The organism is Stenotrophomonas geniculata ATCC 19374 = JCM 13324 (assembly GCF_001431625.1).
Lineage (GTDB): Bacteria > Pseudomonadota > Gammaproteobacteria > Xanthomonadales > Xanthomonadaceae > Stenotrophomonas > Stenotrophomonas geniculata.
In genome coordinates, this window is sequence record NZ_LLXT01000159.1 from 1 (window position 1) to 16,445 (window position 16,445).

General features: G+C 66.2%; 18 protein-coding genes. 4 read left to right on the forward strand and 14 right to left on the reverse strand.

Annotation, left to right across the window (positions count from 1 at the left end; genetic code table 11):
• Nucleotides 1–86: 86 nt before the first annotated feature.
• The 11 genes from rnt to pstS (ARC63_RS21455) form a co-directional block, all read right to left on the reverse strand.
• Nucleotides 87–671 (reverse strand): ribonuclease T, encoded by a 585-nt coding sequence (gene rnt / locus ARC63_RS21405; RefSeq protein ID WP_005408782.1) that lies wholly within the window; start codon nt 669–671, stop codon nt 87–89.
• Between the two features lie 234 nt (nt 672–905).
• On the reverse strand, nt 906–1,427 hold the full coding sequence (locus ARC63_RS21410; protein ID WP_057504337.1) for an HvfX family Cu-binding RiPP maturation protein: 522 nt from the start codon (nt 1,425–1,427) through the stop codon (nt 906–908).
• A 26-nt stretch (nt 1,428–1,453) separates the two neighbouring features.
• A complete protein-coding gene (locus ARC63_RS21415; RefSeq protein ID WP_057504338.1) occupies nt 1,454–2,209 on the reverse strand; it encodes an HvfC family RiPP maturation protein in 756 nt (251 codons plus the stop codon).
• Nucleotides 2,202–3,077, reverse strand: coding sequence for an HvfB family MNIO-type RiPP peptide maturase (locus tag ARC63_RS21420; RefSeq protein WP_057504339.1), 876 nt, complete (start codon nt 3,075–3,077; stop codon nt 2,202–2,204). The genes ARC63_RS21415 and ARC63_RS21420 overlap by 8 nt, the downstream gene beginning before the upstream one ends.
• The gene (locus ARC63_RS21425) at nt 3,064–3,420 is read right to left on the reverse strand and encodes a hypothetical protein (protein WP_010486221.1); all 357 of its coding nucleotides are present in this window, start codon (nt 3,418–3,420) and stop codon (nt 3,064–3,066) included. The genes ARC63_RS21420 and ARC63_RS21425 overlap by 14 nt, the downstream gene beginning before the upstream one ends.
• A 259-nt stretch (nt 3,421–3,679) precedes the next feature.
• Nucleotides 3,680–4,387 carry a phosphate signaling complex protein PhoU gene (gene phoU, locus ARC63_RS21430; protein ID WP_008265615.1) on the reverse strand — a complete coding sequence of 236 codons (708 nt, stop codon included), beginning with the start codon at nt 4,385–4,387 and terminating at the stop codon, nt 3,680–3,682.
• 65 nt (nt 4,388–4,452) lie between these two features.
• The gene (gene pstB, locus ARC63_RS21435; RefSeq protein ID WP_005408788.1) at nt 4,453–5,283 is read right to left on the reverse strand and encodes a phosphate ABC transporter ATP-binding protein PstB; all 831 of its coding nucleotides are present in this window, start codon (nt 5,281–5,283) and stop codon (nt 4,453–4,455) included.
• A gap of 19 nt (nt 5,284–5,302) precedes the next feature.
• On the reverse strand, nt 5,303–6,166 hold the full coding sequence (pstA, locus tag ARC63_RS21440; protein ID WP_057504340.1) for a phosphate ABC transporter permease PstA: 864 nt from the start codon (nt 6,164–6,166) through the stop codon (nt 5,303–5,305).
• Complete coding sequence (pstC, locus tag ARC63_RS21445; protein ID WP_008267250.1) at nt 6,166–7,134, reverse strand: phosphate ABC transporter permease subunit PstC; 969 nt, start codon at nt 7,132–7,134, stop codon at nt 6,166–6,168. The genes pstA and pstC overlap by 1 nt, the downstream gene beginning before the upstream one ends.
• 82 nt (nt 7,135–7,216) lie before the next feature.
• Entirely contained in the window at nt 7,217–8,305 is a 1,089-nt protein-coding gene (gene pstS, locus ARC63_RS21450) for a phosphate ABC transporter substrate-binding protein PstS (protein ID WP_057504341.1), read from the reverse strand.
• Nucleotides 8,306–8,720: 415 nt separating this feature from the next.
• Complete coding sequence (pstS, locus tag ARC63_RS21455; protein ID WP_057504342.1) at nt 8,721–9,737, reverse strand: phosphate ABC transporter substrate-binding protein PstS; 1,017 nt, start codon at nt 9,735–9,737, stop codon at nt 8,721–8,723.
• 551 nt (nt 9,738–10,288) lie between these two features.
• Between pstS (ARC63_RS21455) and ARC63_RS21460 the strand changes: the two genes are divergently transcribed.
• Nucleotides 10,289–11,521 carry a porin gene (locus ARC63_RS21460; protein WP_054171361.1) on the forward strand — a complete coding sequence of 411 codons (1,233 nt, stop codon included), beginning with the start codon at nt 10,289–10,291 and terminating at the stop codon, nt 11,519–11,521.
• Between the two features lie 81 nt (nt 11,522–11,602).
• Here the strand turns inward: ARC63_RS21460 and nth are convergent, their stop codons facing one another.
• Genes nth through ARC63_RS21475 form a run of 3 tightly spaced genes read right to left on the reverse strand, consistent with a single transcriptional unit; the run spans nt 11,603 to nt 13,435 of the window.
• On the reverse strand, nt 11,603–12,295 hold the full coding sequence (nth, locus tag ARC63_RS21465; RefSeq protein ID WP_049436514.1) for an endonuclease III: 693 nt from the start codon (nt 12,293–12,295) through the stop codon (nt 11,603–11,605).
• Complete coding sequence (locus ARC63_RS21470) at nt 12,295–12,648, reverse strand: hypothetical protein (protein WP_043402629.1); 354 nt, start codon at nt 12,646–12,648, stop codon at nt 12,295–12,297. The genes nth and ARC63_RS21470 overlap by 1 nt, the downstream gene beginning before the upstream one ends.
• 4 nt (nt 12,649–12,652) lie before the next feature.
• Complete coding sequence (locus ARC63_RS21475) at nt 12,653–13,435, reverse strand: enoyl-CoA hydratase/isomerase family protein (RefSeq protein WP_043402633.1); 783 nt, start codon at nt 13,433–13,435, stop codon at nt 12,653–12,655.
• 167 nt (nt 13,436–13,602) lie between these two features.
• Here ARC63_RS21475 and ARC63_RS21480 point away from each other — a divergent pair, with 167 nt between their 5' ends.
• The 3 genes from ARC63_RS21480 to ARC63_RS21490 all read left to right on the forward strand — a co-directional run bounded on the left by ARC63_RS21480 (nt 13,603) and on the right by ARC63_RS21490 (nt 16,143).
• Complete coding sequence (locus tag ARC63_RS21480) at nt 13,603–14,304, forward strand: FKBP-type peptidyl-prolyl cis-trans isomerase N-terminal domain-containing protein (RefSeq protein ID WP_032127896.1); 702 nt, start codon at nt 13,603–13,605, stop codon at nt 14,302–14,304.
• 136 nt (nt 14,305–14,440) lie between these two features.
• The gene (locus ARC63_RS21485) at nt 14,441–15,244 is read left to right on the forward strand and encodes a CoA pyrophosphatase (RefSeq protein WP_057504343.1); all 804 of its coding nucleotides are present in this window, start codon (nt 14,441–14,443) and stop codon (nt 15,242–15,244) included.
• On the forward strand, nt 15,241–16,143 hold the full coding sequence (locus ARC63_RS21490; protein ID WP_057504344.1) for a sulfurtransferase: 903 nt from the start codon (nt 15,241–15,243) through the stop codon (nt 16,141–16,143). The genes ARC63_RS21485 and ARC63_RS21490 overlap by 4 nt, the downstream gene beginning before the upstream one ends.
• The last annotated feature ends 302 nt before the right edge of the window (nt 16,144–16,445 follow it).

Genomic DNA, 16,445 nt, shown 5'->3' on the forward strand with positions numbered 1-16,445 from the left:
TACTTGCAGCGTCCCCTGCGCAGTCCACCCGTCCGGGCCAACTGATGATTCGCTTCACGCCACGAGGGGCTCCGCCGTTGGCCGCTTCACCGCGGCCAAGCGTTGGCGATGGTGCAGAACAACCGCGCGGTCTGCTCGGTGTCATACACCGCGCTGTGCGCCTCATTGGCATCCCACCCCAGCCCGGCGGCCGTGGCCGCACGTGCCAGCACGGTCTGCCCGTAGGCGATGCCGGCCAGGGTCACTGTGTCGAACACGCTGAACGGATGGAACGGATTGCGCTTGTGACCGGTCCGGGCCACCGCCGCATTGACGAAACCGAGATCGAAATGGGCGTTGTGGCCGACCAGGATCGCGCGCTGGCAGCCGTATTTCTTCATCGCCGCACGCACCGGGGTGAAGATGTGGTCCAGCGCGGCCTTCTCTTCCTTGGCCAGCCGGAACGGGTGGTCGAGGATGATGCCGGTCACTTCCAGCGACTTCGGGTCGATCTCCAGGCCTTCGGCCGGCACCACGTGGGCGCTGGCGGTCTGGCCGGGGTAGAGCAGGCCGTTCTCGTCCATCTCGATCGGCACGGCGGCGATTTCCAGCAGGGCGTTGCGCTGGCTGTCGAAGCCGCCGGTTTCCACATCCACCACCACCGGCAGGAAGCCGCGGAAGCGTTGTGACATCGCGCGCTGCGCCTGGGGTACTGCGGAATCGGGAGCGGCGGCAGGTGCGGGGGAGGGGGCAGTCATGCGTGAATTCTAGCAGAGCGACCCTGAGCGCCCGGTCAGCCTTCTGTGCATGGGTTCCCTGCGTGGTCGTGTGTCGACCAAGGTCGACACCTACCGGGCACCGCACGCTCAGGTTTCCTGTAGGTGCCAACCTTGGTTGGCACGGTGCGCGCCGCCCAGGGCCGGCATCTACCGGACTGCGGGCTGTGCCGTCGTGCCCGATGGCCGCCACCGCGCCAACCACGCATCCACACTCAGCCTGCCGGCGCCGGTGAAGATCAGTGGCAGCAGCATCGCCATGAACAGCACCGGCAGCTTGAAGTTGCCGAAGCCCTGGTCAGTGATCGCATAGCCCATGGCGAGGTCGGCCAGCGAGTTCCACTCCATCGGCCAATGCACTGCATAGGTCGCTACAACGGTCAGCAACAGCAGGCTGGCCGCGGCAAACCGGGTGCCGAAGCCAACCAGCAGGCAGGCCGCGCCGATCAGTTCGAACCACGTGGCGAGCTGCCAGTTCAGGGTGGCCGGCAGCTGGTCGAACGGGAACGGGAAGGCATCCTGCAGGTCGGCGAACCAGTTCTGGCCGTGCAGTTTTTCGCGGCCGGATTCGAAGTATTCCCAGGCCATCAGCAGGCGCAGGCCGAGCGGGGCCAGCCAGGGGGCGAGACGGTCCAGCTGGCCGCGCACGGTGGCCAGGGTCGGGAGGTTCATCGGCGGTTCTCCGGGGAAAGGGGGCGTCAGCCGGGGACTGCGAGCGGGCCGATCACGCCGGCCTGCAGGAACTGCTGCAGCAGCGCGGCACCGGGTCCGGCCAGCGCGTCCTCGGCCAGGCCGTGCGCGGCGGCCAGGTGCCGCAGGTAGCCATGGCCATCGAGGCCGGGGTGTTCGCCGATGCTGGACAGCAGGTACACCGCCAGCGGGCTAAGTACGGCAAAGCGCACCTCGCCATCGGCCTCGCGACGGACCAGCAGGCCGGTCGGTTCGGCTGGCGGTTGTGACGGTGCGTCCTCGGCACCGAGCCGGTGCACGGGCCACTGATACAGCAGTGGCCATGCCAGCGGCGAGCGCTGCAGCGGAACCCGTAGTGGGTCGATGTCACCCGGCACCGGCAGCGGCTCGGCAGGAAGCTGGTACAGCGCGGTTTCCATCCACTCGTAATGAGCAAGTTCGGCCAACGCCGGATGCGGCAGCTGTGGCTGCGCCTGCAGCCACTGCACGAACTCGGCGGCCAGTTCGGTGAACAGCGGTGTCTGGCAGCGATGGGTGGCGAAGTAGTGGCGCACCAGCACGCTCCAGGCCGGTTCGCCAAGCAGGCGCACGCAGACCGGGAAGCCATTGCTCAACAGGCCGAGGAGGTTGTTGAACAGCAGGTGCTGGTACACCGCCACCCGGCGTGGATCCAGGCCGGCCGGCGCAGGTACCGCCTGCGGGTCGCGCAGGTGGGCGGTGAACGCGTGTTGCTGAGAGCGCAGGGTGTCGGCGGAATCAGCCATGTGCAGCCCCGGCGTGCGCGGCCTGCAGGCGGCGGATGGTCTGCAGTTCGCCCTGCAATTCCGCATAGGGCGGGAAATTGAAATCGCGTTCGAGCAGGGTGGGGCGCGGGCCGATGCGTGCGTAGGTGCGTGCCAGCAGCTCCCAGACCGGATCGATCACTGCGCTGCCATGGGTATCGATCTTCAGGTCGGGTGCCTCGTCCAGGTGCCCGGCCACGTGCAGGCAGACGATGCGCTGTGCAGGCAGGCCGGCGATGAAGGCATCGGCATCGTAGCCATGGTTGCAGGCGTTGACGTAGACGTTGTTGACGTCCAGCAGCAGGTCGCAGTCGGCTTCGGCGAGCACCGCATTGGTGAACGCCAGCTCGTCCATCGCCGGCTCCGGTGCCAGGTAGTAGGACACGTTTTCCACCGCGATGCGGCGACCCAGCAGGTCCTGCACGCGGGCGATGCGCGCGGCGGTGTGGCGCACCGCTTCGTCGGTGAACGGAATCGGCAGCAGGTCGTACAGGTGGCCGTCGTCGCTGCAGTAGCTCAGATGTTCGCTGTACAGCGGCACGCGGTGCATTTCCAGGAATTGGCCGACCTGTTCCAGCAGCTGCGTATCCAACGGCGCACTGCCGCCCAGTGACAACGACAGACCGTGGCAGCTCAACGGATGGCGCTGCGCCAGCTCGGCCAGCGCATCCCCAGCGGGACCACCGACATGGATCCAGTTCTCCGGCGCGCATTCGAGAAAATCGAAATCGCCCGCCGGTGCATCGCGCAGATCCTGCAGCAGCGCCCTGCGCAGCCCCAACCCGGCGGCCGCCGCATGAAGCGGCGGCCGCAGGTGGACGGCGCTGGCGCGGACGTCAGTGCTTGGCACCGCACTTGCCTTCGCCGCACTTGCCCTCGGCCGATTTCTTGTCGCCGGTCTTGGCCTTGGCGCCTGCCGCTGCACCGGCGGCCTTGCCCTTGTCGGCGCCGCACTTGCCTTCGGCACTCTTGCCGTCGGCACCACATTTGCCTTCGGCGTGCTTGGTCGCGTCGGCGGCCATCCTGGTATCTGCTGCCTTGGCATCGGTGCTGGCCTTGGCTGCCTGGCCGGCCACCAGATAGCCCTGGGCCAGGTCGCTCATGCTCAGCGCCGAGGCACTGGCGGTCATGCCCAGGCCGGCGGCCAGGGCGGTAGCAGTCAGCAGGGACAGGGTCTTGTTGGAACTGCTCATCGGTCGTGCTCCTGGGTGGTGTGGGCGGGTGCCCGGGTGGCCGGCAGGGATGCCGGTGGAAACGATGGTGCAGCGATCCTACTCAACGAATCCTCGCCAAGACCTCAAATTTTCGTGAGGTTTGTTACAGAAGCATCCGGGAGGTTCGCACCGGGCAGGCCCGGCGCCCACAACGCGGGTGGAACGCCCAGAAACAGGAAGGCCGCTGTCACCAGGACAGCGGCCACCTTGGAGTCGACTCCGGTGTTGCAGTGCAGCGTCAGGGCTGGCCGGTGCTGGAGGTTTCGTCGCGCTTCTCGCGCGGCGGCAGCGGCTGCTCGCCGTGCACCAGGAACCACACGTTCTCGGCGATGTTGGTGGCGTGGTCACCCACGCGCTCCAGGTTCTTGGCCATGAACAACAGGTGCGTGCACGGGGTGATGTTGCGTGGGTCTTCCATCATGTAGGTCAGCAGCTCGCGGAACAGCGCGGTGTACTGCGCGTCCAGGCGGGCATCGTCCTCGCGCAGTGCCAGTGCGGCGTCGGCGTCGTTGTCGCGGTAGGCGGCAATGGCGCGGCGCACCTGCTGCGCGGCCAGGCGGCCCAGTGCGCGCAGGCCCTGGATCTGCGGCAGCGGCGGCACCTTGCCCAGTGCGATCGAGCGCTTGGCGACGTTGGCCGCATAGTCGCCGATGCGTTCGATGTCGGCGGGGATGCGCAGGCCGGCGAGGATCTCGCGCAGGTCGCGCGCCATCGGGCCACGCAGCGCCAGGCGCATCACGTCGTGGCTGATCTGCTGCTCAAGCGCATCGATCGCTTCGTCGTTGGCGATGATGCGATGGGCGGCGTTCTCGTCGCGCTTCTCGATCACGTCCATCGCCGCTTCGAGCTGGGCGACGGCCATCTCGCCCATGCGCACGATTTCGGCCACCAGGCGCTGCTGCTCTTCGTCGTAGCTCTTGACGATGTGGTCGTTGGGAAGATTCATGGTCTGCAATCCGGGTAGAGCCAGGCCATGCCTGGCTGGAACATGTGGCGAAGGAACAGCGTCGATCAGCCGAAGCGACCGGTGATGTAGTCCTCGGTCTGCCGCTGCGACGGCTGCGAGAAGATCACTTCGGTGCGGTCGTGCTCGATCAGGTCACCCAGGTACATGAAGGCTGTGTAGTCGGACACGCGCGCGGCCTGCTGCATGTTGTGGGTGACGATCACGATCGTGTACTCGTGCTTGAGCTCTTCCACCAGCTGCTCGATGCGGCTGGTCGAGATCGGATCCAGCGCCGAGGTCGGCTCGTCCAGCAGCAGCACCGACGGGCGCAGGGCCACGGCACGGGCGATGCACAGACGCTGCTGCTGGCCACCGGACAGGCCCAGCGCGCTCTGCCCCAGCTTGTCCTTCACTTCGTCCCACAGCGCGCCCTGACGCAGCGCCTGCTCGACACGGTCGGCCATGTCGGCCTTGCTCAGCTTCTCGTGGTGGCGGATGCCGTAGGCCACGTTCTCGAAGATGGTCATCGGGAACGGCACCGGCTTCTGGAACACCATGCCGACCTTGCTGCGCAGGCGGTTCATCGGGTACTTCGGCGACAGGATGTTCTCGCCGTCCAGCAGCACCTCACCGCGCGCTTCCAGCTTCGGGTACAGCGCGTAGATGCGGTTGAAGATGCGCAGCAGGGTCGACTTGCCGCAACCGGAGGGACCGATCAGCGCGGTCACGCGCTTTTCCGGGATTTCCAGGTTGATGCCCTTCAGGGCGTGGAACTTGTCGTAGTAGAAGTCCAGTCCACGCGCAGCCAGCTTCACCGGCGACGGCGTGTGCAGGCTCTCGTGCGAGGACGGCACGGCGATGCGCTGCATCGGCACGGCGTTGGAAAGGTCGTTCATGGCGTTATCCACGGAAAGGTCAGTCATGGGAGATACGGTTGCGCAGCAGGATGCCGCGGGCGGCAAGGCTGACCAGCAACACGAAGACAGTCAGCACCAGGGCACCGGCCCAGGCCAGCACCTGCCAGGATTCATACGGGCTGCCGGCGAACTGGTTCATCACCACCGGCACCGAGGCCATCGGCTGGAAGATGTTGTTGTTCCAGTACTGGTTGCCGAAGGCGGTGAACAGCAGCGGCGCGGTCTCGCCGGAAATGCGGGCCAGCGCCAGCAGGATGCCGGTGATGATGCCGGCCGATGCACCGCGGTACAGCACCTGCACGATCACCTTCCACTGCGGGATACCCAGCGACAGGGCCGCCTCACGCATCTGCGAGGGCACCAGGCGCAGCATCTCGTCGGTGGTACGCACCACCACCGGCAGCACGATGAAGGCCAGTGACAGGGCACCGGCGAACGCCGAGAAGTTGCCGCCGGTCTGCATCACGTACAGGGTGTAGACGAACAGGCCGAGCACGATCGATGGCGCCGACAGCAGGATGTCGTTGACGAAGCGGACCACGGTGCCGGCCTTGCGGGCGTTGCCGTACTCGGCCAGCCAGGTGCCGGCCAGCACGCCCAGCGGGGTGCCGATGCCGATCGCCAGCGCGCACATCACCGCGCTGCCGAAGAAGGCGTTGGCGAGGCCGCCTTCCTGCATCGGCGGCGGCGTCATCCTGGTGAACAGATCCCAGTTGATGCCGGCCAGGCCCTTGGCGGCCAGGGTGAACAGGATCCAGCCCAGGAAGAACAGGCCGAACAGGGCGGTGGCGCAGGAGGCAGTGATCGCAACGACGTTGCCGATGCGACGGCGCAGGTACAGCGAATCAGCGGTGGTGGACATCAGTTGCCCTCCTTGCGGGACAGGCGCATCAGCATCAGTCGGGCAATGGCCAGCACCACGAAGGTGACGATGAAGAGGACGAAGCCGAGGAGCAGCAGGGCCGAGCGGTAGGTTTCAGTGGCTTCGCCGAAATCGTTGGCGATCAGCGCGGCGATGGTGGTGCCCGGTTCCAGCAGCGACGGCGACAGGCGCACGCTGTTGCCGATCACGAAGGCCACAGCCATCGTCTCGCCCAGGGCGCGGCCGAGGCCGAGGAAGATGCCGCCGATCACCGCCGAGCGGGTGTAGGGCAGGACGATGTCCCAGCTCACTTCCCACTTGGTGGAACCCAGCGCGTAGGCCGATTCCTTCAGGCGGGTCGGCACGGTCAGGAACACTTCGCGCATCACCGAGGAGATGAACGGAATGACCATGATGGCCAGCACGAAACCGGCGGTAAGCATGCCGATGCCCAGCGGCGGGCCCTGGAACATCGGGCCGATGATCGGCCATTCGCCCAGGGTTTCGTTGAGGAACGGGGTGACGTACTCGGTCATCACCGGCACCAGTACGAACAGGCCCCACATGCCGTAGATGATCGAGGGGATTCCGGCCAGCAGTTCGATGGCGGTACCGACCGGGCCGCGCAGCCAGCGCGGCGCGACTTCGGTGAGGAAGAAGGCGATGCCGAAGCTGACCGGCACGGCGATGACCATCGCGATGAGCGCGGTGACCAGGGTGCCGTAGATCGGGGCGAGGGCACCGAACTTGTTTTCAACCGGATTCCAGTCGGCGGAGAAGAAGAAGCTCAGGCCCTGCATCTGCAGGGCGTGACGGCCGCCCCACAGCATCGACAGCGCGGCGCAGGCCAGGGCGATCAGGACGAAGATGACGGTGCCGACCAGCACCCATCGGAACAGTTTGTCGTTGCGGGCATCACGCGCATCACGCGTGGACGGGGCGGCTACAGGCTGGGCGATGGCATTCATGGGGACGGCAGGGCCAGGAAGGGGCGGGGCGGCACGGCGTGGAAGAGGCGGTGCCCGCGCGGGGCGGGCACCGTCGTGTCCATCACTTCAGGTCGGTCGCCCAGTAGGCCTCGATCTGCTTGACCAGTTCGGCCGGCAGCGGCACGTAGTGCAGTTCGTTGGCCTGGGCCTGGCCGTTTTCGAAGGCCCACTTGAAGAAGGCCAGGGTGTCCTGGTTGCGCTTGGCATCCTTCGGCGTCTTCTGCATCAGCATGAAGTTGGTGGCGGTGATCGGCCACGCCTGCTCGCCCGGGGCGTTGGTGATGACCAGGTTGAAGTCCTTGGCGCTGGCCCAGTCGGCGCTGGCGGCCGCAGCGGCGAAGGTTTCCGCGCTGGGCTCGACCCAGTTTCCGGCCGCGTTCTGCATGGCGGTGTACGGCATGCCGTTCTGCAGCGCGTAGGCCAGTTCGACGTAGCCGATCGAGCCCTTGATCTGCTTCACGTAGGAAGCAACGCCTTCGTTGCCCTTGCCACCGACGCCGTCCGGCCACTGCACCGAGGTGCCCTCGCCAACCTTGCTCTTCCACTCCGGGCTGACCTTGGACAGGTAGTTGGAGAAGTTGAAGGTGGTACCCGAACCGTCCGAACGGTGGACCAGGGTGATCTTGCCGTCCGGCAGCTTCACGCCCGGGTTGGCGGCGACGATGGCCGGGTCGTTCCAGGTCTTGACCTTGCCCAGGAAGATGTCGGCAAGCAGGGCGCCGCTCAGGCGCAGCTTGCCGGCTTCCAGGCCTTCGATGTTGACCACCGGCACCACGCCGCCGATGGCGGACGGGAACTGCGCCAGGCCGGCCTGGGCCAGCTCTTCGCTGCTCAGCGGCTTGTCGGAGGAACCGAAGTCGACGGTGCCGGCCTTGATCTGGGCGATACCGCCGCCCGAGCCGATCGACTGGTAGTTGATCTTGGCACCGGTGCTGGCGTTGTAGTCAGCCGACCACTTGGAGACCAGCGGGAAGATGAAGGATGCGCCGGCACCGGACACTTCGGCGGTCACCTTGGCACCGGCAGCGGCCGGGGCCGCGGCACCGTCGGCAGCCGGCTGCTGCGCGGCCTGCTTGTCGCCACCGCAGGCCGACAGGCCCAGGGCGATGGCCAGGGAAAGGGCGGCAAGGCCGGCCGAGTGCAGTTTCATGGTCACTCCATAGCGGGGTAGAGCCGACGGTGTCGGCGGATGCGGCTATGAAATGATGTTTTTGTTACAGCCGTATTACGACCATGACAGAGGTGTCCTGGATCACGTTCTGACAAGGGTTTCACGGGGTTGGCCGGCCCCTGGCAGGAGCCCTGAGACCCCGGATCTGCGCATCGATATGACGGCCTGGGCGCTGGGTAGAGTCGAGCCATACTCGACTGCTCCCTGTCCTCGGCAGTTGCGGACCGCTGGTCTGCACGCTCCAGCACCCAGCCGAGCATGGGCTCGGCGCTACAGAGCCTGGTGCACCCCAAAAACAAGAAGAGCGCGAGATCTCGAGGATCTCGCGCCCGGGTTGGGATCGGCGGGGGAGAGAGGACCCGCCGATCCCGTTCCTGCGGGGGAACGCGATTGCTTACTTCAGGTTCTGCGACCAGTAGGTCTCGATCTGGCGGACCAGACTGTCCGGCAGCGGCACGTAGTCCAGCTGGCGGGCCTGGGCGTCGCCGCTCTTGTAGACCCAGCGGAAGAACTCCTGGGTGGCCTTGCCGTTGGCAGCATTCTTCGGCTTCTTGTGCACCAGGATGAAGTTGGTGGCGGTGATCGGCCAGGACTCGGCGCCCGGGGCGTTGGTCATCACCAGGTAGAAGTCCTTGGCGCTGGCCCAGTCGGCGCTGGCGGCAGCAGCGGCGAACGAGGCGTCGCTCGGCTGCACGAACTTGCCGGCGGCGTTCTTCATCGCGGTGTACGACAGCTTGTTCTGCAGCGCGTAGGACAGTTCGACGTAGCCGATGCCGCCCTTGATCTGCTTCACGTAGGCAGCAACGCCTTCATTGCCCTTGCCGCCGATGCCGGCCGGCCACTGGACCGAGGTGCCTTCACCGACCGAGGTCTTCCATTCCGGGCTGACCTTGGACAGGTAGTTGACGAAGTTGAAGGTGGTGCCCGAACCATCCGAGCGGTGCACGACGGTGATCTTGGCACTCGGCAGGGTCACGCCTGGGTTCAGTGCGGCGATGGCCGGGTCGTTCCAGGTCTTGATCTTGCCCAGGAAGATGTTGGCCAGCACGGTGCCGTCCAGCTTCAGTGCGCCCGGCGCGATGCCGGCCACGTTGACCACCGGCACCACGCCGCCGATCACCGACGGGAACTGTGCCAGGCCCGAAGCCGCCAGCTCTTCCGGCTTCAGCGGGGCGTCGGAGGAGCCGAAATCAACGGTCTTGGCCTTGATCTGCGCAATGCCGCCGCCGGAACCGATCGACTGGTAGTTGACCTTGTTGCTGGTGGCAGCGTTGTAGTCGGCCGACCACTTCGACATCACCGGGTAGATGAACGAGGCGCCCGCGCCGGTGATTTCAGCGGCGTTGGCGGCGAACACGGACGACGCTGCGAAGACGGCAACGGCAACGCGCGACTTGAAGGCGTGGATCACGGGGTGGCTCCTGGGTTGATTGGGATGCGGGGTTACCCGCCCGGCGCACATTCCATAACGGTTCGATGACAGCGCAGGGACCGTTGTATGACGCAACCGTTACAGCGCTGCCCGGCGCCCGTACAGCAGGGCGTGAAGGTTCTGAGTGTTGCGGACAACGTGATGACCAATGCGCTGGAGACGGACGTGGCCCGGTTGCGATCACGTTCCATATGTCGCTGATGACCTGCCCGGTGTAGTCGTCAATGCCGTCCCTGCCTGGCATTCCGCAGTGACGCCGCGTCATCCGCACGAAACCAGCAATGTTGGTGAAGGTCGCGCGGCGACCGGCCCGCGCATGGACGCTGATACGTCACGCCATATGCCGCAAGGAATCGACAAGCATGTGGCCATAAATGAGTCGTACGCATGACCGCACGAAGAAATCTGTGGTTGGTGCTCAATCTGTCATTCGGTTGTCATGGTTTTAACGGAACGTTCGCAAAACGCTTGACCGGCCTGCCGGCGTGGCGTTCTGCCCAAGCCATTCCAACCCTCTGGAGAAATCCAAAATGCGTTCCCATTTGCTCGCCGCCGCGGTCGTTGCAAGCCTCGGTCTGGTTTCCGCCGACGCCTTCGCAGCCCCCGCCAGCTCGGGCGTATCCCAGGCACAGTTGCAGCAGCTGCAGGCACAGATTGCTGCGCTGCAGGCCCAGGTCCAGCAGTTGCAGAACGATTCGCAGGCGCTGCAGGCGCAGTCCGACGCGCAGTCCGAAGTGAACATCACCCAGGCGCAGGCCCTGGAAGGTGCGCAGAAGACCCAGACCAGCGTCGACAAGCTGGCCAAGCTGGTCAATGACAACAAGATCGGCGGTCGCATGTTCTTCGACCTGACCAACATCGACAAGACCAGCAACGGCAAGGACACCGCCGCCAGCGGCACCGGTCTGGACGTCAAGCGCTTCTACCTGACCGTCGATCACAAGTTCAACGACATCTGGTCCGCCAACCTGACCACCGACTTCCAGTACAGCTCGGCCATCGGCAACACCGAACTGTTCGTCAAGAAGGCCTACGTACAGGGCAGCTTCGACCCGGCCTTCAACCTGCGCGTCGGTGCCGCCGACATGCCGTGGATCCCGTACGTCGAGAAGTTCTACGGCATGCGCTATGTCGAGAACACCCTGACCGACCGCCTGAAGTACGGCAACTCGTCCGACTGGGGCCTGCACGGCTTCGGCAACCTGGGCAACAACTTCAACTACGCCGTCTCGGTGGTGTCCGGCGCCGGTTACAAGAACCCGACCCGCAGCAAGGGCATGGACGTGGAAGGCCGCGCGGCCTATACCCCGAACGAGAACTTCGTGGTTGCCGTCGGTGGCTACAGCGGCAAGCTGGGCAAGGAAACCGACATCCAGAGCGCCGAGAACACCTACACCCGCGCCAATGCGATGGTGGCCTACGCCAGCAGCGACTTCCGCGTCGGTGGCGAGTACTTCCAGGCCAAGAACCTCAACAACGTGATGACCGTTGCCACCGACAAGACCAGCGGCTGGTCGGTGTGGGGCAGCGTGCGCGTCACCGACGGCGGCATCAACGTGTTCGGTCGTTACGATGACACCGACGTCAGCAAGACCCTGGACCCGACCCTGAGCGACAAGTACTGGAACGTCGGTGTCGAGTTCCCGGTCATGAAGAACCTCAAGCTGTCGACCGTGTACAAGTACACGCACCTGGCCAACGCCAGCGACAAGAAGAACGACAAGACCAAGGAATTCGGCGTCTGGGGCGACCTGTCGTTCTGATGTCCTGAAGCACCCTTGTCTACAAGCAAAGACGGCGGGCCTTGTGCCCGCCGTCTTTGTTTTGTCACACCACGAACGCGGTCACGCCTCGGCCGTGGTCTTTTCCTTGAACCGGCACAGGTCGGCGATCACGCAGCCCGGGCAATCCGGCTTTCGCGCCTTGCACACATAACGCCCGTGCAGGATCAGCCAGTGATGCGCGTCGAGCAGGAACTCGGCCGGAATCACCTTCACCAGTTTGTCTTCCACTTCACGCACGTTCTTGCCTGGCGCCAGGCCGGTGCGGTTGGAGACGCGGAAGATATGCGTGTCCACCGCCATCACCGGCTCGCCGAACGCAGTGTTGAGCACCACGTTGGCGGTCTTGCGTCCAACGCCTGGCAGCGCTTCCAGTTCATCGCGATCGCGCGGCACTTCACCGCCGTGCTTCTCCAGCAGGATCGCACAGGTGGCGATCACGTTCTTCGCCTTGGCGTTGAACAGGCCGATGGTGGCGATGTACTGCTTCAGCCCGTCCTCGCCGAGTGCGAGGATCTTCGCCGGCGTGTTGGCGACCGGGAACAGACGGCGCGTGGCCTTGTTGACGCCGACGTCGGTGGCCTGCGCCGACAGCGCGACCGCCACCAGCAGCTCGAACGGCGAGCTGTACTCCAGTTCGGTCTTCGGGTGTGGATTGAGTTCGCGCAGGCGGGTGAACATTTCCACCACGTCGGCGCGCGGCATCGTGCCGCCACGCCGCGCCGGGGCGCGTGCGGTCTTCTTCAGGGTGGCCATTACTGCTCCTTGCCGCTGGCGCGGGCCTTGGCCCGGGCGAGGATGGCGGCGGCTGCGGCGGGCAGGGCGGGTTTCACGTCCGGCGCCGGGGCCGGCGTACGGCGCGCATCGCGCTCGGCTTCGCGCCGTGCCAGCCGCACCGCACGCGCACGGTAGCGTTCGCGTGCGGCCCAGGCCGTATGCAATTGCTGCTGCGCCTGCTGCAGGCGTCGCGGAAGGTCCGGGTGACCGGGCAGCAGCTGTTCGTCGCCGGCGCGGGCGACGTAGTCCATCAGGCCTGCCTGCAGGGCACCATCGAGATCGTCTGCCTGGACCCGGGCGAACAGCTGCGCGGGGTTGGGTCGGGATGCCATGGCGTCAGCGGTTCTGGAAGGCCGGCGGACGGCGCTGCAGGAACGCGCTGGTGCCTTCGCGCATGTCCTCGGTGGCGAACAGCAGGCCGAACTGCGCGCTTTCGTACTCCAGCCCTGCCTCCAGGCTGCATTCGCCACCCACGTGCACGGCATCCAGCAGGCCACGCAGGGCCAGCGGCGCCGAGCGCGCCAACTGGCGGGCGACATCCTGCACACGGTTGTCCAGCGCGTCGGCAGGCACCACCTCGTTGACGATGCCCAGTTCCAGTGCACGCGCGGCGTTGATCGGTGCACCCAGCAGGCACAGCTCCAGGGTGGCGGCGCGGCCGCACAGGCGCAGCAGGCGCTGGCTGCCGCCGAAGCCGGGAATCAGGCCGAGGTTGATCTCCGGCTGCCCGACCTTGGCCGTATCGGCAGCGATGCGCAGGTGGCAGGCCATGGCCAGCTCCAGCCCGCCGCCCAGGGCGAAGCCGTTCACGCGCGCGATCACCGGCTTGGGCATGCGCTCGATCTGGCGCATCAGGGCCTGGCCGAGCAGGGAGAAATCACGTCCCTGAACCGCACTGAGTGTGTTCATCTCGGCGATGTCGGCTCCGGCCACGAACGCCTTCGGACCGGCACCGGTCAGCACCACCACGCGCACGTCCGGGTCGGCAGCGGCGGCGCTGAATGCCTCGGCCAGCGCCTGCAGGGTCGCGGCATTCAAGGCGTTGAGCTTGTCCGGGCGCTGGACGGTCACGGTGCGGATGGCGCCGTCGTCGGCGACAGCGATCAGGGCATCGGCCACGGGAAAACTCCTGAAACGTTAAAAAAAAGTGAGATTGAACTCCGCCAACGCAGACGGGTCTTAGCCTGCATCGTGAGTAGCGGTTACACGTTGTGCCCGTTATCCTAACCCGTCGCCTCAGGGCGGCGCAGAACGTCCCTGAGTTACCACCCCTGGAGAACTGTTTGATGAAGTTGCGTTCTATCGCGGTCGCCGTCGCGGCCCTGGCCCTGACGGGCAATGCCTTCGCCCAGGACGTCTCGTCCGAAAAGGGCAAGCTGAGCTACTACTTCGGTTACGACTACGGCAACAACCTGGCGGAGCTGACCGGTCGTGGTGAGCAGCTGGACATCAACTCGGTGGTGAAGGGTCTGCAGGACGCCTACGCCAAGAAGCAGCCGGCGATCACCGCCGACCAGCTGAAGCCGGCCGTTGAAGCGTTCCAGAAGCGCGAGCAGGGCCGTGCCCAGGCTGCCAAGGCCGAGTACGAAAAGGCTGCTGCCGAAAACAAGACCAAGAGCGATCAGTTCATCGCGGCGAACAAGGCCAAGGCCGGCGTGCAGTCCCTGCCGAGCGGCGTCCAGTACCGCGTGATCGAAGCCGGCAAGGGCGCCAAGCCGACCCAGGCCAGCACCGTGCAGCTGGAAGTGGCCGGTCCGTTCCCGTACGGCCAGCGCCCGACCGAAGCCCGTCCGGCCCAGCAGATTCCGTCGATCAAGGTCAGCGAAGTCGAAATGAAGGCCATGCGCGAGACCCTGCTGCAGATGCCGGCAGGCTCGAAGTGGGAAGTCACCCTGCCGCCGGACCAGGCCTACGGTGCCGACCCGCGCACCCCGTTCCCGCCGAACGTGGCTGTGCAGTTCGAGATCAAGCTGGTCAGCGTCAAGTAAATCGAAGCCGTAAACGAAACGCGCCGGTGATTCCACCGGCGCGTTTTTGTTTGCGCGGAGCGCGACGGTGCCACGCACCGCATCTGCACCCCGCGCAAATTCAGCCCGATCGCGCTACTGTTGCCGGGTGCAAACAATGGAAGAAACGGCGCGTGTTGTCGCAAGTCCCTGCATCGGAGTGTGCACGCTGGATCCGGACCGGCAATGCACCGGCTGCGGGCGGCACATCGATGAAATCGCACGGTGGTCGTCGATGAGCAACGAGGAGCGCAGCCGCATCCTGCATCGCGTGCAACCCCTGCGCCAACAACTGCAGCAATCCCTGCGCGGCTCGCTGGCCGATCACGAACGCTTGATGCGCGCGCTGCATCCACTGGCCGAGCCGCCGGCCGGCGACGGCTGGAACCGCAGCGAACTGAGTGACCTGCTGCCGCCGGGGCCACCTGTGGAAGCCGCCGTACTGGCCGGCATCGTGCCGCGCGCCAATGGCGCACAGGTCATCCTTACCCGTCGCACCGAAACCCTGCGCCAGCATGGTGGCCAGGTCGGCTTCCCCGGCGGGCGCACCGAACCCGATGACCGCGACGCACTGGCGGCCGCGCTGCGCGAGAGCCAGGAAGAAATCGCACTGGCGCCCGGCCAGGTGCAGGCGCTGGGCTATCTCGATCCCTTTGTGACGATCACCGGCTACCGGGTCACGCCGGTGGTGGCCGTGGTCGATCCGGACTTCGTACCGGTGCCGCAGCCCAGCGAAGTGGCCGAGGTGTTCGAGGTGCCGCTGGATTACCTGATGGCCGCAGACAACCTGCGCCAGGTCGAAATCAATCACCGTGGCCGCATCCGCCACGTCCTTGAGTACGGCTGGCCCGGCCAGCGTATCTGGGGCGCGACCGCCGCCATTCTCTACAACCTGCGTCGCCGCCTGGAGCAAGTGCAATGAAGCCGATCGATCCGCCGTGGACCACGCTTGTCGATGTCGCCAGCCTGGCGGCAGCATTGGGTGAGGGCGTACGTGTCGTCGATGCACGTGCCACCGCCAGCACCGCCGTACGCGTGGTCGATGCGCGGTCCTCGCTGGCCGACCCGCAGGCGGGTAGCGGCCAGTATCTGGCGGGGCATGTTCCGGGCGCGGTGTATGCCGACCTCAATCGGGATCTGTCGGATCTGACCCGCAGCGGCCACGGCCGTCATCCACTGCCGGACAGCGATGCCTTCGCCGCGAAGCTCGGCCAGTGGGGTATTGGTCCCGACACCCAGGTGGTGGTCTACGACGGCAGTGACGGCAGCATGGCCGCCTCGCGCCTGTGGTGGCTGCTGCGCCTGATCGGGCACCGCAAGGTCGCCGTGCTCGACGGCGGCATCGCCGCCTGGCAGGCCGCAGGGCACCCCTTGGCGACGGGGCAGGATGAGGTGACCGCGCTGCCGGCTTACCCGGGCCGTTTCGACACCACCCAGATTGCCAATGCCGACGAAATCAGCGCACGCCTGAAGCACGCGCCGGGCTGGCTGCTCGACGCACGCGCGGGCGAACGCTTCCGTGGCGAAGTCGAGCCGCTGGACCCGGTCGCCGGCCATGTACCCGGCGCGGTCAACCGTCCGTTTGCGTTGAACGTTGCCGACGGCCGCCTGCGCGACGCACAGGAACTGCGCGCCGAACTGCAGGGCGTAATCGGCAACCGCGACCCGCAGCAGGTGGTGCTGATGTGCGGCTCCGGCGTGACCGCCTGCCACCTGTTGCTGGCGATGGAAAGCGCGGGCCTGAGCGGCGCACGCATCTTTGCCGATTCCTGGAGCGGGTGGGTCAGCGACAGCAGCCGCCCGGTGGCAACCGGCGCCTGAGCGATCCGAGCAAAAAGCAGTCGAGCGCGGAGCCTCTCCAGAGCCGAGCGGCCGGCTCCACGCGCATGGCGATGCGTTCAGATCATCGGCGCCCGCAGGTCATGGAGCGCGGCTCGACTCTACAAAGGCACCCTCCGATCGATCCGACTCCGTGCCGACCAACCGTCGGCACCCACCAACAGCGGCAGAAATCTGTCGAAGGCGGGGTGGGTCCGGTTGCGGGGGTGTCCGCGGCATGGATGCCGCGGCCAAGCCCCCAGGGACGGGTTTACGGCGTCCCCCGCAACCGGCCCCACCCCGCC